Below are 21,903 nucleotides of genomic sequence, written 5' to 3'. Positions count from 1 at the left end.
TGAAAAGAGTTAGTTAGGCATATTAATAGTTTAACGTGATAGGTACAAAGAAAAATGGAGGAAATATGAATAAGTGTCAATTTATGTTTGCTTTGCTGCATATAGTGATTAATTGTTAAGCATAGAACAATTTTAGGACATTCTCCAAAAACAACAAAATCCCAAAAAAGCATTAAAAATCAATCTAATAAAACTTACAGGTTTGATCTGTAAATGAATTAATTTGTTTTATATTAATTAAAAATTAGTTTAATTAATATAAAAATAATAACGTTTGCTCACTCTTTGAAAAGAGTCTAGAAATTTAATAACTGTATATATTAAAAGGAATTAATCAATGATTTTATACGATACTTCAATTTTATCAGACATCATTTATGACGCTAAAACTTTTTCAGCACAAACTCTCGGTACAGAAAAAGACGTAAAGATGAATAAGCACATTAATGCTGCAATGCCTATAAATAATGATAGGAAGGCAGGAGTTGATACTGAGGTAGAAATGCTAGTTTCAGAAGTGAAAGAAATATTTTCTCAAGTTCAGAATTTAAATTTATCTGCACAAGTAGCTAAAAATGTGGAGTCTAACCATATCGAGCGTTATAAAATGAATTTTCCTGAAATGGAAACAATCGGTTCTGAAGCACAAGAAATATTGGCTATGCTTGATAATATTAATTTATTAGACGTACAAACCACAGTACAAAGTGATGTATTGGTTTCAGCATCAAACAGCTTTCCACTAGATGAAGTAACCTCTGTAAACCAAGATAGTGGATTTAAATATATTCATTATGCATTTGAATTACCTATTGCAACACTTTAGTTAGTATTAACAAAATGGTTCCTAAAATTAATATCAAATTAAATTAGGGGCCATTTAATTATTTATCTATAGGAGAGCATATATGGATTTAGTTAAAACTAGGATAGAACAGTTAAAAAAACGAGTAAACCAGCACAAAAAAACAATTGAACTTGAACTGTTACGTAGAAAGATAAATAAAATAAGCGAACAAACAGGTATAGATAAAAATAAGCTAAATAGACGAATTGAGATAGGATATAAACTAGATACTCTTCAACTAAAGTTCGAGAAAAAAAGCGAAAAGCTAATAAAAAAATATACCGAAACATACAATGGCTATATAGAAAAAATCACTAATATTACGCAAAGAATGCCCCAGTATAATGAGGGGTATATAGAAGGTTTTTTAAAAACCACACAAAAAAAGCCGATGAAATGGGAGGGGTATATAAACGAAATTGTAAAAAAATTCGCCAATATACCTACAAAGAAGGATATATATGCTATAAGAATGAATCGTTATTTGACAGAAATTATATCTAGCTATAGAAGTAAAGTACAATACATAGATAACACCTATAATATAAAGCATCATATAAATGATGCTATTCTGATAACCCAAAAGCAACTCTGTTGCAGTGATAATCATCATCACTACCCAAATGAAAGGTCTTCAGCCCCCTTTAATTTTGACACCAATAAATATTATGATGCTCATGTGAGAAAGATGGCTTCTTTTCATGCTAATGCAGAAGTGTACTTCCCAGAAATCGGATATTTAACAGATGAAATACTAATGACTGAACAGGAATTTGATACTAAGAAAAATAGGCTAATTAAGAATTTACTAAAAGAAAAAAAGGAAATTGTAGAGCTTGATAAAGCAGACAGCTATAGCGGTGTTGACTATTTTGGGGATGAGTTTTTGAAATATAAAGAATTTAATGACAATTTGAAAAAAATAGGGGTAGAAATAATAGAAAAAAAGGAAATATTAAAAAGCACGCCGAGTGGAGCTAAGAAAGATGAGCTCTTGAATAAAATTCTATCATTATGTAGCGAACAAAGAAACCTTAAACAACAAATAGCAGAAAAAGAAAAAGATATTAAAAAGTTGATTATAAGAGATAAATTTAACAAACATACGATAGCGTCAATAACAAGTGAGCAATATAAACAATGTGAGCAAATCATGGCTTCATATATAAGCGCTTTTAAGGAAGATGGTTCATCAAGCAGTGATCATTTAGCATCGAGTAGCGATAATACGGGCTTAATACAAAATGGCAGAGTACAGCAAATTATTGGTCTAGATATATAGCAAAATGGAATAAATAAAAACGGTCTGACACCAATATAGGCACATCAGACCGTTTGATGGTAACGATTTAATTACGGTGTTGTACTCGTATTTAAAACGGTAGAGTGGCCTTCACTGTCTTGGTTGTTTGCCGTCCAACCTTTCCATGAAAGTGGTAAAAATGCGACCGCTACAGCTAATAATGATACGCCTGCTACATAGTATGCAGGTGCCATATGAGACTGTTGTAACCATGCGCCCGTCAGGATTGGGGTTAAACCACCAAAAATCGCATAAGCAACATTGTAAGCAAATGACAGCCCTGAATAACGGATTTCAGGTGGGAATGCACGTGTGCTGATAATAGGCGTTGTGGCAATTGCACCAACAAAAAAGCCCATTAAGCCATAGTTAAAAATTAAGCTAGTTGCTGAAATATCTGAAGATAACGATGAATAGAAATAAATCGCGGTAACAGCTAAACCACCCCAAGACAAAGTCATGGATGTCCGAGTCCCTGTTTTATCGCCTAACCATCCCCAGAAAATACAGCCTAAAGTTAAGGTCAATGTCGCAGCACAGTTGGCTTGCAATGCAATATTGCGGTCAATATTGTAGATCCCTTTTAAAACGACATCTGGGGTCATCAAAATAGTGACAACAATCGCTGTTGATAAGGACCAAGTTAGCGCGGCGGTAATCATACAAGCTTGTTTGTGTGATTTAATGACCGTTTTGACAGGTAACTCTTGAGATAATGCTTTTTTCGCGGCTAGCTCTTTAAATATGGGGGTTTCTTGTAAAAAACGGCGCAAATACACGGAGATAAAGCCAAAAATACCCCCGAGAATAAACGGTATACGCCATGCAAAGTCATGGACTTCAGTAGTGGTATAAGAACGCTCAATAATAATGGCCACGATAGAACCAAGTAAAATACCACCTGTAATACCTGACGTTAATGTCCCAACCCCTAAGCCATAACGTTGTTTAGGGGTATGTTCGGCAATAAACACCCAAGCCCCAGGCATTTCCCCACCAATGGCAGCACCTTGCATAATGCGCATCAATAATAGTAATAGCGGTGCTGCTGCACCAATTGTTTCAAAGGTTGGCAGGAAACCGATTACAAAGGTAGGGAATGCCATTAAGAAAATACTTAAGGTGAACATTTTCTTACGACCAATTTTATCCCCAAAATGGGCCATAATAATCCCACCAAGTGGGCGAGCTAGGTAACCAGCAGCAAACAACCCTAAAGTAGCCATTAACGCAAGGAATTCGTTATCCCCAGGAAAAAATAGCTGAGAAATAATTTTTGCGTAAAAAACGAAAATAACAAAATCATAAAACTCAAGCGTACCCCCTAAAGAGGATAAACCTAATGTTTTATAATCTTCTTTACCCAAGGGCCGCGCCGAGGGTTGGCTGGCTGGTTGCGATGTCATAACTCTTTCCTTCTAAAATACTTGAAATATCAGTATAGGATAAATTCAAGATAACAAGCAGTTGCTCAAAATAATGAGTTAATCATATTTATTGGGTGCAGATAAGAGGCATAAACGTTGGATGGGTATAACTTAGTTTAATACACAGTATCTTTTTGCATATGCTATTTATAGCAGGAAATTCTATATTTTGTAAACCGCGGCACCAAAAACAAGAATCATATTCTGGTTAGTTGTCATTGGTTAAATTAAGCACCCACTCTGGCAGTGAATAGCCTTATATGATGTTAATATTATGAAATTTGCAGAATATCGTATATCGAAAACAGGGTTTTATTTAGCTAATTAATATTAATTTAATAATTTCTTACGTTTTTGAATAACAAAAAATATTATAAGAGTTGCTAGGGAAATACTGTGATCCTAAATAGTCATTATTCTAACTAAACATCTTTAGCAAAAATGAACATGACTAAAGAGTCGACAGTGACTAAAAGTTAACAATTTGAAATGTATTAAAGAAAGAGATTACTAGTGATAAAGACGCATGCCCAGAAAGGTAACTGGACATGCATAGAGACAGCTAAACTAAGAAAAGGGTGGCTAAGCCTAGGAAAATAAAGAAACCGCCTGTATCTGTAATTGCAGTGATCATCACACTGGAGCCAATAGCAGGGTCTTTACCTAGTTTTATCATGATTAGCGGGATAAGCACACCCATAATCGCAGCCATTAATAAGTTTAGAACCATAGCCAGTGTCATGACTGCTCCCATCGCAATATCGCCATAGAGGAAGTAGGTAACGACACCCATTATACCTCCCCAAACAATACCGTTAATAAAGGCAACGCCAAGCTCCCTGAGCATTAAGAAAGAGAAACTACCGCTTTGAATCTGGTGAAGCGCTATAGCACGGACAATCATAGTGATAGTTTGGTTACCTGTGTTACCGCCAATACCAGCGACGATAGGCATTAAAGTGGCGAGGGCAACTAATTGGGAAATCGTATCTTCGAACACCCCGATAACTCGGGAAGCGACAAAGGCGGTACATAAATTGATAGCAAGCCATGTCCAACGGGTTTTGACTGCTTGGCCTACGGGAGCAAAGACATCTTCTTCAGGACTTAACCCCCCATACGACGAATACTGTTATCATTTTCTTCGCTGATGTTATCAACGATATCTTCAACGGTGAGACGGCCCATTAACAAGCCATTGCTGTCTACGACAGCGGCGGAAATTAAGTCATAGCGTTCGAACGCGCTTGCTGCATCTTCGCCTTTTTCATCGGGTAAGAAGGTGACGGTGTCTGTTCGCATGACCTCAGCAACGATTTTATCGGGTGATTGTGTTAAAATCGTGGTTAATGGTAATTCACCTTGTAGATAATTATTGTTATCTACAACGAAAATTTTATCCGTTGCTTCTGGGATTTTGCCTCGTTGCCGTAGATAACGTTGAACCGTTTTTAATGCCACATTTGGACGGACGGTGACGAACTCAAAGTCCATCATTTGCCCAACGCTATCTTTTGCGTATTGCAAGACTTCTCGGATGCGGCTACGTAAGCTGGGTTCTAAATAGGTTAGCAATCTACGCATCGTATCGCGGGGTAAGTGTTCCGCGATATAAGCTTGCTCATCAACATGCAGGTTAGCAACTGCGCGCAGAAGTTCTCTATCTGACATATCCTTGATTAGACTGTCCCAGACAGAAACAGAGGCTTCAACTAGCACTTCACCGCGTTCGTTATTATCAACAAGGCGCCATAATGCGAGACGCTCATCGTATGGGAGCATCTCTAAAATATCCGCGATATCAGCGGTGTGCAGGTCAAGAAGTAACTCTTTTACAGTATTGATTTTTTCACTAATTGCTTTGTCATCAATACTGACGTGTTGATCATTTTCAACAAGCGCATGGACGAACTCTTCGTCGTCTAAAAATAACGTCAGAATTTGCTGGCGGATATGCGCCAGTTTTTGTGAGTGCGGGTTTACTGTTGGTACCGCATCGATTGAGAAAGCAGGTTGTGACATTTTAATCCTTAAAGCAATAACAGCGCACAGCGCTTTATATTAATTCGCCTACGAGGGGACGAAATTTATTATCATTATTGTCGCCCATTTAAATAATATTTCAAACAGTTGAATTAAATAGGCAGTGATTTCACAGTAATCAACCAATAAAATCAGAAGAAATCACTACAATAATGGCGTAAGTTACTTGGTTTCCGCACTAATACGTAATGACCAACCAGGAACATCCTCCCAATAATCACTTTCTTTTTCTAAATCCAGGACCATCAAGGCATTCTGCACGAGATATTCCTCTGGTAAATAGAGTGCCCAGTGGCCTTCATCTGTTTCTATTCGTAATGAAGTCGGGGTTGTTGTTGATTGGCGTTGGTTATTTAATAATATGGCAAGCCGCAAGATTTGAATTAGCGGCATAAATTGTTTTCTTTTAAACAGATTAAATTTGGGAATATCGTCATATTTTATGGCTCGACGGTGATTACGGACTAGCGTGGCTAATAATAATTGCTGCTCTTGATTAAAACCGGGTAGGTTAGTGTTTTGTAAAATATAGGCAGAATGGCGGTGCATGCCACTATGATTAATACTTAACCCGACTTCATGCAGCATAACAGCCCAAATCAAAATAGATTCTAGTTGAGGATTAAGCTGTTTGGGGTTTTGCTGACCCCATTGGTAATACAGCTCTTCCATGGTTTTTAGAACGCGCTTTGCTTGTTCTCTATCAATATTATAGTGCTCGGCAAGGCTTAATGCAGTGCGTTGACGGATATCTTGGTGGCGAAAACGGCCTTCCATTTCATACAGAACCCCTTCACGTAAAGCACCATCGGATAACCGTAATTCTTTAATATCTAATGAATCAAATACAGCCAATAAAATAGCCAGTCCTGGAACGAAAACCTGCTTGCGCTCGTTGGACAAGCCGGGAATGTTTAATGCGCTAAATGACTTATATTTCAACGCCATTTGTTTAATTTCAGCCAGTCGTTCTCGAGTAATAATACCGTCTTTATAGCCAAGTTCTTGTAATACACTATGTGTTGCTTTAATTGTGCCAGAAGCCCCCATTGCAACATCCCATGTGTATTTTTTAAATAAAATAGCTGTACTTTCTAATTTTAAACAGGCACAAAGATAAGCACGATTAAAAAAATCAGGGGAAATGGTTTCGTTTGGAAAGTAAGTGCGAGCAAAACTGACGCAACCCATTCTGCGGCTTTCAATGAGTAGTGGCTCAAATTTTTCACCGATAACGATTTCCGTAGAGCCGCCCCCGATATCAAGAACAAGCTTGCGACCTTTTTCCGGCTGGGTGTGCTCAACTCCCATAAAAATTAGCCTTGCTTCTTCTTGGCCTGAAATAATTTCAATGGGATAGGGGATAATTTCTTTGGCGCGTTGCAAAAACTGCTTCACATTGGTTGCAACGCGTAATGAGTGGGTGCCAACAATACAAACATTATCAGGCGAAAAACCCTGCAAACGCTCTGCAAATAAAGCTAAACAAGAAAGCCCTCGTTCCATTGCCTCATCACTGAGTTCGTTGGTATCACTCAGCCCATCAGCAAGGTGGACACGCTTTTTAAGGCGGGTGAGCACTTGTAATGCCCCATTGACAACACGTGCGATGACCATATGAAAACTGTTTGAGCCTAAATCTATTGCCGCAATTTCTTGTGGCCTTGGTGATGATGTTGAAGTTATTGGCATAGTATCAAGCTCTGGTATCTGGTGTTTCAAGTGATTTTAAATATTCATAAACAGCAAGTTGAGAACGTATTTTTCGCTTATTTCCGCGAGGAACATAATGATTACTCAAATCTTTGTCAACATAACGGGCTTTTACTGTATCGCTAAATTGCAATTCTAGAATATCTAAAACACGTTGTTTTAAATGAGGATCAACTAAACTCACTGCAACTTCAATACGATAGTCTATGTTACGAGTCATCCAATCCGCTGATGAAATAAACACTTTTTCGTCCCCTGCATTAGTGAAAACATAGACGCGGTCATGTTCAAGAAAGCGGTCAACGATGCTGGTGACTTGAATATTTTCGCTGTACCCCGATTGACCTGCCACTAAAGAACACATGCCACGGACTAATAAACGAATTTTAACCCCTGCATTAGAGGCATCATACAGTTTATCAGTGAGTTCTTTATCAACTAAATTATTAATTTTTAATGTAATGCCGCTTGGAAGCCCCGAAAGTGCATTGGCTATTTCTTGGTCAATTAAAGCCATTAATTTAATGCGAGTATTTTGTGGTGAGACCATTAAGTTGTCAAAGGTGACTGGGCGGTACGGGTTTTCAATAAAACTAAATACTCGGCGCACTTCATTAGTGATTTGTTCGTTAGCGGTGAGTAATGAATAGTCGGTATATAACCGAGCGGTTTTTTCATTAAAATTACCTGTCCCAATATGGGCATAGCGGATAATTTGGCCTTCTTCCATACGTGAAATGATAAATAATTTCGCATGAATTTTCAGGCCAGGGGCAGAGAAAATAACATGGACACCCGCTTCGGTTAGTCTTTTAGCCCAATGTATATTAGCGGCTTCATCGAAACGTGCTTGCAGTTCAACTACCACTGTGACCTTTTTACCGTTATGGGCGGCGTGGATCACGGAATCAATGATGCGAGAGTCTTTCGCAACACGGTAAATATTGATTTTTATCGACAATACATTAGGGTCAAAGGAAGCCTGACGCAGTAATTCTAAAGTATGCTCAAAGGTATAATAAGGGTAATACAGCAGTACATCACGTTCCCGAATAGCATCAAAGCCATTGCGGAAATTATCAAACCAGCGGTGACGTAACCTTGGTAGAGGTTTGTTTAATAAGTTTTTATTCCCTTCATTAGGGAAGTTAATAAAGTCTTTAAAGTTATGATAGCGCCCACCTGCAATGACCGAGTCGTCATTAGATAACCCCAATTTTTCACGTAACAAAGCAACCATTTCATCAGGCATATCACGTTGATACACAAAACGAACTGGCTCTGCGGTTAAACGTTGCTTTAACGTTGAAGACATAATCTCAAGCAAGCTCGATTCCATTTCTGAGGCGATGTCATATTCGGCATCACGGGTCATTTTCATCGAATAGGCGTTGAGCTCATCATAATCGAAAAAACCTTTAAAAATTTCATCGAGGGTATAACGTAAGATATTATCAATTAATATCATTGATTTACGTCTTTTCGGCTTTTCTGGTGGTAAGTTAACAAACCTTGGAACTTTATCAGATGGAATTTCTAATAAGGCGTATTGAATGTGGTTACCATTAATGATTTCTATCGCAAGATAGGTGTAATCGTCTTTCAGAAACTCGACTAAATCAGTATCTGGATTGATTAAAATGGGGGTGATGTGCTGGCGTAGATTTTGCCGGAAATACTGACGTAACCAAATCTGCTGACGTGGGGAAATTTGCCGTTCATTGATTAAAAATATTTGGTTACGAGCCATCTCAAGTAACAAATCATTATACAGAACGTCAAACTCTTGTTCCTGTTTGGCAACTTTAGATTGGATGCGCTTTAATAAGTGACGGGCACCACTTGCTGAGCCGCGTTCTTCATTGATTAAAATCCGGCGTTTCACATCAGCAAAACGAACTTTATAAAACTCATCTAAGTTATTGGAGTAAATGCCCAAAAAACGCATACGCTCAATAAGAGGGTTACGCTTATCGGCTGCTTCTTGTAAAACGCGCTCGTTAAAAGATAGCCAGCTTAACTCTTTTTCATGATAGAGACGTTCTTGGGACATTATAACTCCGTATTAGACGCTTGTTACTTTTTAAGGCTTTGATTTCAGCCAGCTAACTAAATATGTTGTTTAATCGCTTTATCTTGAGCAACAACACTTTCTGGGTTAGCAGACTGTTGTTTCATCGCAAAATATTGATGCTGGAAAATACACATGCGGATAGCCGTGTGGTAGCGCCCATTTACGAAAAATTCGTCAATCAACTCACCTTCAGTATGAAAGCCTAGTTTATTATAAATATGGATAGCTTTGATATTTTCTTTATCAACAATTAGGTAAAGTTTATATAAATTTAATACAGAGAAAGCATAGTCCATTGCAAGCTTTGCTGCACGACTTGCGTGGCCACGACCTTGATGGCTTGGCGCAATAATAATTTGGAATTCAGAGCGACGGTGAATATAGTCAATTTCAACAAGCTCAACTAAACCCACTTTTTCGCTATCATTCTCAACAATAAAGCGCCGTTCGGATTGGTCATGAATATGTTTATCGTAAAGATCGCTTAGCTCAACAAAGGCCTCATAAGGCTCTTCAAACCAGTAACGCATAACACTGGCATTATTATCAAGTTGATGAATAAATGCTAAATCTTCACGTTCAAGTGGGCGCAACCTAAACGGATGAACTTGCCCGGTAGTCATAAAACACCTCTAAGTTAGTGAGTAAAATGTTATTTATAAAAACGTTGCGTCTAGGATAACATGGTTTTTCGATAAAATAATGACACAGCACAGACAGATCTACTCCTTGTTGAAGAATAGTTCACTTTATGCAGAGGGATTTGATTAACCGCTAAAAATAAAAGAGAAAAGGGCGGAAACTCCGCCCTTAGCTAACAATATAAATTATAGCGTTGATGATGCAATAGAATAACCATTCGGTGGTAAAATTTGGTTGTCTAATAACGCGTTACCATCGTGCATCGACAAACGGCCACTAATAAACCATTCAACAACGATTGGGTAAATGGTATGTTCTTGCGTTTTTACGCGCTCAATAAGAAGTTCTTCGGTATCACCAGTGAAAATAGGTACTTTGGCTTGTAAAATTACAGGCCCACCGTCAAGCTGTTCTGTAACAAAATGTACGGATGTACCATGTTCTTTATCGCCATTTTCCAGCGCCTTCCGATGAGTGTGTAACCCAGGGTATTTGGGCAATAAAGAAGGGTGGATATTGAGCAATTTCCCCGTAAAGTGATTAACGAAAGGTGCAGTTAAAACCCGCATAAAACCAGCTAGAACAATTAAATCTGGCTGGTATTGTTCAATATATTCTAACAGGGCGGTGTCATAAGCTTGGCGGTCGGTATATTGTGTCGCATCAAGGTAGAAGGCGGGTATCCCAGCCTTCTGTGCACGGACAAGACCATAAGCGTTGCCTTGGTTGCTCACAACCGCGGCAATTTGAGCATCAATTTCCCCTGAATGGCAGCTATCAATTAATGACTGCAAATTACTACCACTGCCTGAAATGAGAACAACAATTTTCTTCATTAGCGGATCACAACCTGCTCTTCCCCCACAGGAAGCTCACCAATAGTACCAATTTGCCAAGCTTTTTCACCAAGTTGGGTTAATAATGCTAAAGCAGCTTCAACTTCACTTGGTGGTAAGGCGACGATGATGCCCACACCGCAGTTAAAAGTGCGGTACATTTCGTGGGTACTGACATCACCAGCTTGTTGTAGCCAGTCAAAGACAGCAGGCCATTGCCAGCTATTTCCATCAATAATTGCTTGGGTGTTATCAGGTAATACACGAGGAATATTTTCCCAGAAACCACCCCCTGTGATATGTGCGATTGCATGGATATCACGGTTAGCAATCAGTTCTAATACGTTTTTAACATAAATACGGGTTGGTTCTAATAAATGGTCAGCTAAAGGTTTACCGTCTAATTGTGTGGTTTCCGGATTAGTTTGGCTAACGTCTAAAATTTTACGTACCAAAGAATAACCATTTGAATGAGGACCACTTGAGGCTAAAGCAATTAATGCATCCCCTGCACTGACTTTGCTGCCATCGATGATCTCGGAGCGTTCGACGACACCGACACAGAAACCTGCAACGTCGTAATCTTCCCCATGGTACATGCCGGGCATTTCTGCTGTTTCGCCGCCAACTAATGCACAGCCTGATTGTTTACAGCCTTCTGCGATACCAGTGATAACGCTTGCCGCAGTGTCGACATCAAGTTTACCGGTTGCATAATAATCGAGGAAAAACAGTGGCTCAGCACCTTGAACGATTAGGTCATTGACACACATCGCAACCAAGTCAATACCAATAGTATTATGGCGTTTTAAATCCATTGCTAGACGTAATTTTGTGCCTACACCGTCAGTACCTGATACGAGTACAGGTTCACGATATTTTTGAGGCAGGGAACATAATGCGCCGAACCCCCCAAGCCCGCCCATGACTTCTGGACGGCGAGTTTCCTTTACCACACCTTTAATACGTTCAACCAAGGCGTTACCTGCATCAATATCGACACCGGCATCTTTATAGCTAAGAGAGGTTTTATCAGTCACTACGGCCCCCAAGGCAATTACATTTTGAGAAAATTAACTTCATTAGCATTATTCTAACAGGCTAGGCAAACGTTTGCGATAGCTTTATCAATGAAAATTTTTGTCATTGTCAGGGGAAAAGAAATGACAATATTCAGTAAATAAACATCAGCCAAAAGAAATGAGGTCACGGAGATAGTGATTGCTGTTTATCAAATATCAACTTAGCTGAGATAAGCTATAATATGAAAAAAATGGGTCTAATTGTTGTTGTTTTGACCAAAGTCAAGGGTAATCTAGTGGCAATCGTAGCTAAAAGAGGTATAATCCGGCGATTTTTTTGTCCGCCGACGTCTTAAATAGTAGGAGAAAACCATGAAGATCGTTGAGGTAAACCACCCTCTCGTTAAACATAAACTCGGCCTGATGCGAGATCATGATATAAGCACTAAACGCTTTCGTGAACTGGCCTCAGAGGTTGGTAGCCTACTGACTTATGAAGCAACCGCTGACCTTGAAACTGAAAAAGTGACTATCGATGGTTGGTGTGGTCCTGTAGAAATAGAACAAATTAAAGGTAAGAAAATCACTGTAGTACCAATTCTCCGTGCAGGTATTGGTATGATGAATGGTGTGTTAGACAGTATTCCAAGTGCACGTATCAGTGTGGTTGGTGTTTATCGTGATGAAGAAACACTACAACCAGTTCCCTATTTTCAAAAACTCGCCTCCAACATTGAAGAGCGTATGGCACTCGTTGTTGACCCAATGCTAGCAACGGGTGGTTCAATGATTGCGACTATCGACTTGTTAAAAAATGCAGGTTGTACGTCAATTAAGATACTTGTGCTTGTGGCTGCTCCTGAAGGTATTAAAGCTTTAGAAGCCGTACATCCTGATGTTGAATTATATACCGCTTCCATAGATGAGCGTCTTAATGAAGATGGTTATATCGTTCCGGGTCTGGGTGACGCGGGTGATAAGATATTTGGTACAAAATAATGATAAGCCGACTGAGAAGTCGGCTTTTTTTGATTTATTCGTAGAGAACCACTGTATTTAAAGTGATAAGCCAATTCAGTAAAAAATTGCTAAAAGGGGATAAAATAAAATGACACGTCGCACCATCAGTGTTGAAGAAAGACCGCCATTACTCCAAACCATACCACTGAGCTTCCAGCATTTATTTGCTATGTTTGGCGCAACCGTTGTCGTACCGATTCTGTTTGGCGTAAACCCAGCAACAATATTATTGTTTAACGGGATAGGCACCCTGTTGTATTTATTTATCTGTAAAGGCCAAATTCCTGCTTATTTAGGGTCTAGTTTTGCTTTTATTTCGCCGGTATTGATTTTATTGCCACTCGGTTATGAATTGGCACTGGGTGGCTTTATTATTTGTGGTGTATTGTTTTGTCTTGTTGCATTGATTGTTAAAGTTGCGGGAAGGGGGTGGATTAACGTGATGTTCCCACCCGCGGCTATGGGGGCGATTGTTGCCGTTATCGGTTTAGAATTAGCTCAAACAGCAGCAAGTATGGCTGGCTTATTGCCTAAAGATGGCGCCACAGTCGATAGCAATACACTAATCATTTCCCTGACGACATTATCTGTAACTATCCTTTGTGCGGTTGTTTTTCGTGGTTTTTTATCTATCATTCCGATTCTAATTGGTTTTTTAGTTGGTTATGCACTTTCTTACTTTATGGGCATTGTCGATTTTACACCCGTAATCGAAGCACCTTGGTTTGCAATTCCAACTTTTTATACGCCACGCTTTGAATGGTTTGCTATCTTAACCATTTTGCCTGCTGCATTAGTGGTAATTGCAGAACATGTTGGCCACCTAGTTGTGACTGCAAATATTGTTGAACGGGATTTGATGAAAACACCGGGCTTACATCGTTCTATGTTTGCAAACGGTTTTTCTACTGTAATTTCTGGTTTTTTTGGTTCCACTCCGAATACGACATATGGCGAAAATATCGGTGTTATGGCCATTACTAAGGTATACAGTACTTGGGTTATTGGTGGTGCAGCGGTAATAGCGATATTACTTTCTTGCATTGGTAAGTTAGCTGCGGCGATCCAATTAGTGCCGGTACCGGTGATGGGTGGGGTATCACTCTTATTATACGGGGTAATTGGTGCATCGGGTATCCGTGTTTTAATTGATTCGAAAGTGGATTACAACAAACCGCAAAACTTGATTTTGACGTCAGTGATTTTAATTATTGGTGTCAGTGGGGCGGTGATCCATATTGGTCAAGCAGAACTTAAAGGTATGGCACTGGCTACGATTGTTGGTATTTGTATGGCATTGTTATTCCGTTTTATTACCTTTGTCCGGCCTGAGAAACAGTTTGTGACATCAGAAGTGCAAGAGCTTAATAGTCATAAAAAATAATTCACATTGTTTTCAATACGCCGCTCAAAATATTGGGCGGCAATTGGAAACCGTTCTTATTCATCTCTCCTCGTTTTTTATGGTAAACTGGGAGATGAAAATTGATTTGTACAGCCAGAGGCGCTTCTGAACACACCATCACAGCTTTCATTACCACTATATCTTCCAGATGATGAAACCTTTGCTAGCTTCTATGCCGGGGAGAATGGGGCGTTGTTGTCTGCTATTCAGTCTGCAATTATTCAACCACATGGTAGCTATATCTATTATTGGTCGCGTGAAGGTGGTGGGAAAAGCCATTTATTGCATGCTGCATGTGCTGAGCTTTCTGAACAGGGTGTTGCTGTAGGCTATGTACCACTTGATAAACGTGCATATTTTGTTCCTGAAGTATTAGATGGCATGGAACATTTATCATTGGTTTGTATCGATAACATCCAATGTATAGCGGGTGATGAAGAATGGGAAATGGCTATTTTCAATTTATATAACCGTATTTTAGAAATTGGCCGTACTTGCCTGTTAATTACGGGTGATAGACCCCCACGGCAGATTGAGTTGAAATTACCGGATTTGGCCTCTCGCCTTGATTGGGGGCAAATCTACAAGCTGCATCCACTTAGTGATGAAGATAAAATATGGGCTCTTCAATTACGTGCACGTATCCGTGGTTTTGAGCTTCCTGAAGACGTCTGCCGGTTTGTGTTAAAACGTCTTGATAGAAAAATGGGGACATTGTTCGATATTCTCAATAAACTTGACCATGCCTCGATTGTTGCACAGCGAAAACTCACCATTCCATTTGTCAAAGATATCTTAAAGCTCTAGTCAATATTATTGATTAAATCAATATATAAAACTAAAGGCGATAGACTCATGCATATCGCCTTTTAAACAATGTTTGGTAGAAAAGAAATAACTTAAGTCAAACTCAATAATATATTGAGTACGACTTTTATCACCAAACAGTTTTTATAAAATTTCAAGTACCTGCTCAGGTGGCCGGCCTAAACGTGCTTTATCGCCGTTAACCACAATAGGGCGCTCAATCAGCTTCGGGTTTTCATGCATCGCTTTAATTAGTTGATCCTGTGTTAAGCCGTCATCACTTAAATTCAATTCTTTATATAAATCTTCTTTGGTGCGCATTAACTGACGAGCATCTTTAAACCCTAACATCTTGAGCAGTTTTTTGATTTCACCCGTTGTTGGGGGTGTTTTTAAGTATTCAACCACAGTGGGAACAATGCCTTTTTGCTCTAACAGGGCTAAGGTTTCACGGCTTTTAGAGCAACGAGGGTTGTGGTAAATCTTAATCGAATCCGTCATTATATTAACTCCTTACGGTTTTGCATTTTTATCACGTAATTGCAGTTTTATCAGTGCATCGATTCGTGCATCATAGCGCTGTTGTTCATAACTGCCTAATTTGCTCTTACGGCTAGCATCAGTGAGATAATTAATCGCAGTATCATAATTTCCGCGCAGTGCCATACCTTCAGCATAAGCTGCTAACTCTTCAGTACGGTTACCTTGTTTAGCAGACGCCTCTGCCAGTAGATCCCAACCGATGGGGTCATCTGGATAATCGAAAGTGTATTTATTCAGCAATGTTCTGGCTTCTTTATATTGATGGTCATTAATTAATGCATTCGCAAGATTAACAATAAACACCGTATTTTGAGGGGATTTCTTCAAGGCATTTTGCAAGCGCGTAACGGCTTTTGATACACGCTTTTGCTCAATATCAATATCCGTCATGGTATCGATAAACCAAGGGTTATCAGGCTGTTTAGCTAATAATTCAGCCATGATTTTACCTGCATCTGCGTATTTTTTATCTTGCGACAGAATCAAGGCTTTACCATACTGCGCGGCTATTTGTTCTTGTGCAGAGCCTTTCCCATAATTTTCAATAATCTGGTCTAATGCATGTTTTTGGTCTGAACTATACATTGCCAATATACGGACTCTGGCTAACATAAAATCCAGTGAAGATGGCACGCTGACTTTAGCGTATTGATTTGAACGGTTTCGAGCATCCGCTAAGCGGCTATCTGGTAAGGGGTGCGTTAGCAAAATTTCAGGGGGTTTAGACATATAGCGTGTTTGGTCTGACATCGTTTGCATAAAATCAGCCATTGCATGGGGGTCAAAACCAGAACGCCTTAGTGTTTGTAAACCAATACGGTCAGCTTCTTGTTCATTCGCTTGTGTAAAGCTGATCATGCCTTGTTGCACACCGGCCATCGTGCTTGTCAGTGCGGCAAAACCTGCTTGTGGATTTGCCATCACTAATAATAAAGAACCAATCGTCCCCGCAATCGCAAGAGGGGTGGTACTTTTTTGATCCTCCATCATCCTGGCAAGATGCCGTTGGGTGACGTGTGAAATTTCGTGGGCCATCACCGAAGCGAGTTGGCTCTCATTTTGGCTGTAACGAAATAACGCGGAGTGTAATACGACATTACCGCCAAAATAGGCGTAAGCATTAATATTAGGGTTATTAACGAGATAAAACTTAAACGGTGTTTTAACTGAATCGGCATTCTTTACTAACCGCATACCAAGTTTGTTAACATATTGAGTCAACAATGGGTCGTAAATGAGTGGTGTACTAGCACGGATTTGGCGTGTAATAGCATCACCCATAATAATTTCTTGGTTGATGCTCAGTGTGCCCCCAGCTGTGGTGCCAATATCAGGTAAGGTGTCTTCTATGGCACTATAAGCAGGTAAAACTGCACCGTTCATCAGTGCGGCGATCATGAAAGCCAATAATGGGTGTTTGAATTTTTTCTTCATGAAACGTGAGTATCCCATACAACATTTAAAATTTAGGGTAAGTACCGACTTTATTTCGAGTGTATATAGGGTAAGGCAGCAAATAACTCGAAAAGTTTAAAACATATGATAGCAAAAGCTATCGTTAAATCTGTTCTTCGGTATAATTTTCGATAATTTAAGAACTGTCCTTTGTGTTATTTCCCCAGGAGCTACAAATGCTGGAATTGTTTTTACAGTGGTATCGTCGGCGTTTTGCTGACCCACAAGCCGTTGCACTTTTTACACTACTGGTTTCTGGTTTTGTGATCATTTTCTTTTTCAGCAGTATACTAGCTCCGTTATTGGCAGCAATTGCTTTAGCTTATTTACTCGAGTGGCCGACGCATTTACTACAACGTGCGGGGTTATCACGCTCTTTTGCTGTGAGTATCATTTTGACCCTATTTGCGGGAATAAGTGCCATGGTGATTTTAATTATTGCCCCGACAGCTTGGCAGCAAGGTATTAATTTGATGGCCGATCTACCGAATATGGTTAACCGTTTCAATGAATTTGCACAGAAACTCCCTGAGCAATACCCTGCATTGGTTGATGTTGGCATTATTGATATGATGGCTGATAATTTACGCAGTCGCATGTCAGGTATTGCAGACTCTGTCGTAAAAGCGTCTGTGGCATCACTGATTGGCATTTTTACTTTAGCTGTTTATTTGGTTTTAGTTCCACTGATGACATTTTTCCTATTAAAAGATAAAGAACGTATTAGCCAAAGTTTTTTAAAGCTATTACCTAAAAACCGTTTATTAGTAGGTAAAGTCTGGGTAGAAATGAACGAGCAAATTACCAACTATCTACGTGGCAAGGTAACAGAAATGGTGATTGTGGGTGTCGTCACTTATTTATGTTTTGCGTATTTTGACTTGCGGTACTCAGTATTATTATCAGTGTTGGTAGGGGTTGCTGTTTTGATCCCGTATATTGGTGCGGTAGCAGCAACAATTCCTGTCGTTATTGTTGGGTTATTTCAATTTGGTATTGGTAGTGAGTTTTGGTACTTGATGCTGGCTTATTTAGTGATCCAAGGGCTGGATAGCAATGTTGTGGTGCCTTTGTTGTTTTCAGAAGCCGTCAATCTACATCCACTAGTGATTATTTTATCTGTTGTCGTTTTTGGTGGTTTATGGGGAGTGTGGGGGGTGTTTTTTGCAATCCCATTGGCAACGCTTATTAAAGCGGTTATTCATGTGTGGCCTGAAGACACCAACGAATTAGTAAAATAAGTTTAGAAAATAGTGCTGTATGGCCCATACAGCACTATATAAAGACTAAAAGTTAAGCGTTCGCGGTAATGTATTCGAGGACGATTTCGTGGTGATTGCTGGTTTTGAAATTGTCAAATACGTGTTCTATTTTCCCTGTTGGGTCAATGAGGAAACTGATACGATGAATGCCATCATAGGTTTTCCCCATAAATTGTTTTTCACCCCAAACCCCAAATTGCTCACATACTTGGTGCTCTTCGTCTGATAATAAAGTGAAGTTCAACATTTCTTTTTCAACGAAACGAGAAAGTTTCTCTGGTTTGTCTGTGCTAATCCCTAAAACCTCGACACCTTTCGCTTTTAGTGTGTCCATTTCATCACGCAAACCACACGCTTGAACGGTACAACCTGGAGTCATCGCTTTAGGATAAAAGTAAACTAATACGCGCTGACCCTGATAATCAGAAAGATTGATGATCTCACCATCTTGGTCAGGAAGGCTAAATTGAGGCGCCTTATCACCGGCTTTCAATGGGTTCATTACATATATCTCCGTTAACTCTGCATATTGGGGTTGTTGATAATGCTTATGTTGCCTTTAGCATTTAGCATTGTACATAGTTGTTGAAATTTGTTTTTTATAATTATGCCGTTATCGTCCAACGGGTCGTGTGCAGTAATCTGAATTTCCAGTTGAGCGGGCATATCATTATTGGCTGGTTGAGTCTTAGAAACAAGCTCTGCAATATTACATTGCGAAGTTGTGAATAAATTTGTGAATTGCTCGACAATCCGTGGTGCATCGTCGACAACCACGTTCACCGTTACTGTCGATGGGTAATAGGTTGTTTGAACACTTTGAGTTCTTTTCATGACAATCAGCAAGTCAAGTTCCGCCCCTTTAGGAGGCAATGTCGCCTCTAATAGAGTGATGGCATTCCAACTGCCGGATAACATCATAATAAACGTAAACTCCTTGCCAAACATCGCTAAGCGACTATCTTCAATATTACAGTCACACTCACTAACGAGGCGAGTAATCGTGTTCACAATGCCCGGACGATCTGTTCCCAGCGCAGTAATCACAAGAAATTGCTGTTCAGTCTTAGGCAAAGTCTGTCCCTTAATGTTTTTGATTATGTCAGTTAAACACTTAATTAGAATATAGCAGTAAATACAGTTGTCATAAAACTGACGCCAGATGCAGGTAAGGAAACCATAAAAAATGGCATCTGCCAAGAGAAAGCACACACTCTTGCGAGAAATATCAGCGAATTATTACTTCTATTTAAGTTAATGTCTCTGGCATTAACAAAATTCATTAAAATCTTGCTGTTGGGTGGTTTTCTTCTTGGAAATGAAAAAGTAACATGGGGGTTCAATTATTAAGGGGGTATCGTCATGGCTAATGGAAACGCAAATTATAAAGATTTTTTAATGGGAAGCATTGTTGCAGTTATAACACCGATGGACTCAGCGGGGCGTTTAGATAAAGCCAGTCTGAAAAAACTGGTGGATTACCATGTTGAAAGCGGAACATCTGCCATTGTTTCTGTTGGTACAACAGGCGAATCAGCAACCTTAACTCACAAAGAACATGTGGATGTAGTGAAAGCCACCTTAGAACTTGCTGATGGGCGTATCCCAATTATTGCTGGTGCAGGTGCAAATGCGACAGCAGAAGCTATCTCTTTAACCAATGAATTTGAAAATAGTGGGGTAGTTGCTTGCCTGACGGTAACACCTTATTATAATAGGCCTTCTCAGGAAGGGCTATATCAACATTTTAAAGCAATTTCAGAGAACACTAGCTTGCCACAGATTCTTTATAATGTACCATCACGGACAGGCTGCGATATGTTACCTGAAACCGTAGGGCGTTTAGCGAAATTGGCGAATATTGTCGCAATTAAAGAAGCGACAGGGAACTTAGCTAGGGTTCATCAAATCAAAGAACTGGTTGATGATGATTTTGTACTGTTAACCGGTGATGACGCGACAGCACTCGATTTCATGCAACTCGGTGGAAAGGGCGTTATTTCAGTAACTTCTAACGTTGCTGCACCGCAGATGGTAAAAATGTGTGACTTAGCGCTTGCAGGCAAATATACTGAAGCGCGCGAATTAAACAAAAAACTGATGGGGTTACATCTTCAGTTGTTTGTTGAACCAAATCCAATTCCAGCGAAATGGGGCTGTCATCGCTTAGGCTTGATTACAGATGGTACATTGCGGTTACCTATGACACCGCTAACCAGCTCAGGCCAGCAAAAAGTGGAAGAAGCCTTGAAACTCGCTGGGTTACTGTAAAATTTAGGGAATTTTAATGGCAACATTATTGCAAAAATCGAAGGTTATGAAGGTTGCTGGCCTGTCACTTGTCGTGTTACTGGCAGCCTGCTCCAGCGATCAGCGCTATAAACGTCAGGTCAGCGGTGATGAGGAATACCTCAATGCTGCGCCATTGAAAGTGTTAAATGTGCCACAAGGGCTTACATTACCAGAAGCAAATGGTGAGTATGATATCCCTAAAGCCACATCAACAGGCGCAGTAGGGAAAGCTTTAGATATTCGTCCCCCTGTACTGACAATTTCGCAATTAGCGGGTTCACGCACGGAAGATAGCGCGCAAGCAAGTCGTTTGTTGCTAGAAAATACACCTGAAAATAGTGCTCTTTGGTCACAAGTCACCATGATCCTAGAACAAAGAGGCATCCCAGTTTCATCGAAAGATGATGGCTCTCGCTCAATTGAAACCAATTGGGTCAAGTGGGATCGTGCTGACGAAAACGTGCCTATTGAAAGCCGCCATAAAATTACGGTTAAACCTGAAAACGGCATGATGGCATTAACAGTCACCAGTTTAGGGTTACGCCAAGGTGATGAAACTATTACTGATACTATTGAAGTTCAACGTTATAACAAATTATTGTTAAACGAATTAACTGATAATTTATATACGTTGCGTGATACTTCAAATAAAAACAGTATCCAAAGTGCCTATGGGATCATAGATGTTCAAACAGGTAGTGACGATACAGGCCTTCCTTTAGTCGTTGTCCGTGCGCCATTTGATGCGGTTTGGGAAAGGTTACCTCATGCACTAGAAAGTGTAGGCATGAAAGTTGGCGACCGTTCTCGCTCTAGTGGCTCTGTCACGGTAACTTACAAAGGCTTAAGTAGCTCAGAATGGCAAGCTCTGGGGGTTGATGACCCATCTATCCCTGAAGCGGATTATAAATTGCAGGTTGGTGACTTAAACAACCGTAGTACGCTGCAATTTATCACCACTAAAGGTGTCGCATTAACACAGAAACAAAATGATGAAATGGTCGCGGCATTAAAAGCGGCGTTTAGTAAAGTTCCAACGAATAAATAATTATATTTCATTTTGGTAAAACAAATAAAAACCGTGGCTTGCAATACAAGTCGCGGTTTTTTTATGGGGAATTTTAGGCAAATTGGGTGTGTTCAAATTGGGGCAAAGGGATGAGTTAGCTCATCATAAGTTTATAGATAGATAATCATTTTAAATATTATTGC

18 protein-coding genes and 1 pseudogene are annotated in these 21,903 nt (G+C 39.6%); 8 read left to right on the top strand and 11 right to left on the bottom strand.

Annotated features, from left to right (window positions below):
• Positions 1-337 precede the first annotated feature (337 nt).
• Complete coding sequence (locus RB151_RS12345; RefSeq protein WP_071548150.1) at positions 338-826, top strand: hypothetical protein; 489 nt, start codon at positions 338-340, stop codon at positions 824-826.
• A gap of 82 nt (positions 827-908) precedes the next feature.
• Positions 909-2,129, top strand: coding sequence for a hypothetical protein (locus RB151_RS12340; protein WP_071548149.1), 1,221 nt, complete (start codon positions 909-911; stop codon positions 2,127-2,129).
• Positions 2,130-2,200: 71 nt separating this feature from the next.
• On the opposite strand, the gene RB151_RS12335 is transcribed toward RB151_RS12340, so the two are convergent.
• From RB151_RS12335 to purM, 7 genes and pseudogenes are all read right to left on the bottom strand, one after another.
• Positions 2,201-3,556 carry an MFS transporter gene (locus RB151_RS12335; protein WP_042843530.1) on the bottom strand — a complete coding sequence of 452 codons (1,356 nt, stop codon included), beginning with the start codon at positions 3,554-3,556 and terminating at the stop codon, positions 2,201-2,203.
• Between the two features lie 583 nt (positions 3,557-4,139).
• Positions 4,140-5,410 (bottom strand): annotated as a pseudogene (gene mgtE, locus RB151_RS12330) (magnesium transporter); the annotation flags it as partial.
• A gap of 372 nt (positions 5,411-5,782) precedes the next feature.
• Positions 5,783-7,312 carry an exopolyphosphatase gene (gene ppx, locus RB151_RS12325; RefSeq protein WP_071548148.1) on the bottom strand — a complete coding sequence of 510 codons (1,530 nt, stop codon included), beginning with the start codon at positions 7,310-7,312 and terminating at the stop codon, positions 5,783-5,785.
• Between the two features lie 4 nt (positions 7,313-7,316).
• A complete protein-coding gene (gene ppk1, locus RB151_RS12320; RefSeq protein WP_042843534.1) occupies positions 7,317-9,386 on the bottom strand; it encodes a polyphosphate kinase 1 in 2,070 nt (689 codons plus the stop codon).
• A 56-nt stretch (positions 9,387-9,442) separates the two neighbouring features.
• Positions 9,443-10,030, bottom strand: a complete 588-nt coding sequence (gene speG, locus RB151_RS12315) for a spermidine N1-acetyltransferase (RefSeq protein WP_042843535.1) — start codon at positions 10,028-10,030, stop codon at positions 9,443-9,445.
• A 204-nt stretch (positions 10,031-10,234) separates the two neighbouring features.
• Positions 10,235-10,885, bottom strand: a complete 651-nt coding sequence (gene purN, locus RB151_RS12310) for a phosphoribosylglycinamide formyltransferase (protein WP_042843536.1) — start codon at positions 10,883-10,885, stop codon at positions 10,235-10,237.
• On the bottom strand, positions 10,885-11,925 hold the full coding sequence (purM, locus tag RB151_RS12305; protein WP_042843537.1) for a phosphoribosylformylglycinamidine cyclo-ligase: 1,041 nt from the start codon (positions 11,923-11,925) through the stop codon (positions 10,885-10,887). The genes purN and purM overlap by 1 nt, the downstream gene beginning before the upstream one ends.
• 354 nt (positions 11,926-12,279) lie before the next feature.
• Here purM and upp point away from each other — a divergent pair, with 354 nt between their 5' ends.
• The 3 genes from upp to hda all read left to right on the top strand — a co-directional run bounded on the left by upp (position 12,280) and on the right by hda (position 15,139).
• Entirely contained in the window at positions 12,280-12,906 is a 627-nt protein-coding gene (gene upp / locus RB151_RS12300; RefSeq protein WP_042843538.1) for a uracil phosphoribosyltransferase, read from the top strand.
• Between the two features lie 109 nt (positions 12,907-13,015).
• Positions 13,016-14,311 (top strand): uracil permease, encoded by a 1,296-nt coding sequence (gene uraA, locus RB151_RS12295; protein WP_042843539.1) that lies wholly within the window; start codon positions 13,016-13,018, stop codon positions 14,309-14,311.
• A gap of 126 nt (positions 14,312-14,437) precedes the next feature.
• Positions 14,438-15,139, top strand: coding sequence for a DnaA inactivator Hda (hda, locus tag RB151_RS12290; protein WP_042843540.1), 702 nt, complete (start codon positions 14,438-14,440; stop codon positions 15,137-15,139).
• A gap of 144 nt (positions 15,140-15,283) precedes the next feature.
• On the opposite strand, the gene arsC is transcribed toward hda, so the two are convergent.
• Complete coding sequence (gene arsC, locus RB151_RS12285) at positions 15,284-15,640, bottom strand: arsenate reductase (glutaredoxin) (protein ID WP_048607347.1); 357 nt, start codon at positions 15,638-15,640, stop codon at positions 15,284-15,286.
• A gap of 12 nt (positions 15,641-15,652) precedes the next feature.
• Positions 15,653-17,116, bottom strand: a complete 1,464-nt coding sequence (locus tag RB151_RS12280; RefSeq protein WP_042843542.1) for a tetratricopeptide repeat protein — start codon at positions 17,114-17,116, stop codon at positions 15,653-15,655.
• Between the two features lie 197 nt (positions 17,117-17,313).
• Between RB151_RS12280 and RB151_RS12275 the strand changes: the two genes are divergently transcribed.
• Positions 17,314-18,378: an AI-2E family transporter gene (locus RB151_RS12275; protein ID WP_042843543.1), complete on the top strand. Its 1,065-nt coding sequence runs from the start codon at positions 17,314-17,316 to the stop codon at positions 18,376-18,378.
• A 52-nt stretch (positions 18,379-18,430) separates the two neighbouring features.
• Here the strand turns inward: RB151_RS12275 and bcp are convergent, their stop codons facing one another.
• Both bcp and RB151_RS12265 read right to left on the bottom strand, forming a co-directional pair.
• Positions 18,431-18,901 carry a thioredoxin-dependent thiol peroxidase gene (gene bcp, locus RB151_RS12270; protein ID WP_042843545.1) on the bottom strand — a complete coding sequence of 157 codons (471 nt, stop codon included), beginning with the start codon at positions 18,899-18,901 and terminating at the stop codon, positions 18,431-18,433.
• Between the two features lie 14 nt (positions 18,902-18,915).
• Entirely contained in the window at positions 18,916-19,473 is a 558-nt protein-coding gene (locus RB151_RS12265) for a glycine cleavage system transcriptional repressor (protein ID WP_042843546.1), read from the bottom strand.
• Positions 19,474-19,797: 324 nt separating this feature from the next.
• On the opposite strand from RB151_RS12265, the gene dapA reads away from it, so the two are divergent.
• Both dapA and bamC read left to right on the top strand, forming a co-directional pair.
• A complete protein-coding gene (gene dapA, locus RB151_RS12260) occupies positions 19,798-20,670 on the top strand; it encodes a 4-hydroxy-tetrahydrodipicolinate synthase (protein WP_042844313.1) in 873 nt (290 codons plus the stop codon).
• Positions 20,671-20,686: 16 nt separating this feature from the next.
• Positions 20,687-21,739, top strand: coding sequence for an outer membrane protein assembly factor BamC (gene bamC / locus RB151_RS12255; RefSeq protein ID WP_042843547.1), 1,053 nt, complete (start codon positions 20,687-20,689; stop codon positions 21,737-21,739).
• The last annotated feature ends 164 nt before the right edge of the window (positions 21,740-21,903 follow it).

The organism is Providencia rettgeri (assembly GCF_001874625.1).
GTDB lineage: Bacteria > Pseudomonadota > Gammaproteobacteria > Enterobacterales > Enterobacteriaceae > Providencia > Providencia huashanensis.
Note: the sequence above shows the minus strand (reverse complement) of the source record. Positions and strands in the feature narration are given on the sequence as shown.

Coding starts and splice junctions, on each gene's coding strand:
- dapA (WP_042844313.1), top strand. CDS start 19,798: ATGGGAAGCATTGTTGCAGTTATAACACCGATGGACTCAGCGGGGCGT.
- upp (WP_042843538.1), top strand. CDS start 12,280: ATGAAGATCGTTGAGGTAAACCACCCTCTCGTTAAACATAAACTCGGC.
- speG (WP_042843535.1), bottom strand. CDS start 10,030: ATGACTACCGGGCAAGTTCATCCGTTTAGGTTGCGCCCACTTGAACGT.
- RB151_RS12340 (WP_071548149.1), top strand. CDS start 909: ATGGATTTAGTTAAAACTAGGATAGAACAGTTAAAAAAACGAGTAAAC.
- bcp (WP_042843545.1), bottom strand. CDS start 18,901: ATGAACCCATTGAAAGCCGGTGATAAGGCGCCTCAATTTAGCCTTCCT.
- arsC (WP_048607347.1), bottom strand. CDS start 15,640: ATGACGGATTCGATTAAGATTTACCACAACCCTCGTTGCTCTAAAAGC.
- RB151_RS12280 (WP_042843542.1), bottom strand. CDS start 17,116: ATGAAGAAAAAATTCAAACACCCATTATTGGCTTTCATGATCGCCGCA.
- uraA (WP_042843539.1), top strand. CDS start 13,016: ATGACACGTCGCACCATCAGTGTTGAAGAAAGACCGCCATTACTCCAA.
- RB151_RS12335 (WP_042843530.1), bottom strand. CDS start 3,556: ATGACATCGCAACCAGCCAGCCAACCCTCGGCGCGGCCCTTGGGTAAA.
- RB151_RS12345 (WP_071548150.1), top strand. CDS start 338: ATGATTTTATACGATACTTCAATTTTATCAGACATCATTTATGACGCT.
- bamC (WP_042843547.1), top strand. CDS start 20,687: ATGGCAACATTATTGCAAAAATCGAAGGTTATGAAGGTTGCTGGCCTG.
- RB151_RS12275 (WP_042843543.1), top strand. CDS start 17,314: ATGCTGGAATTGTTTTTACAGTGGTATCGTCGGCGTTTTGCTGACCCA.
- ppx (WP_071548148.1), bottom strand. CDS start 7,312: ATGCCAATAACTTCAACATCATCACCAAGGCCACAAGAAATTGCGGCA.
- purN (WP_042843536.1), bottom strand. CDS start 10,885: ATGAAGAAAATTGTTGTTCTCATTTCAGGCAGTGGTAGTAATTTGCAG.
- ppk1 (WP_042843534.1), bottom strand. CDS start 9,386: ATGTCCCAAGAACGTCTCTATCATGAAAAAGAGTTAAGCTGGCTATCT.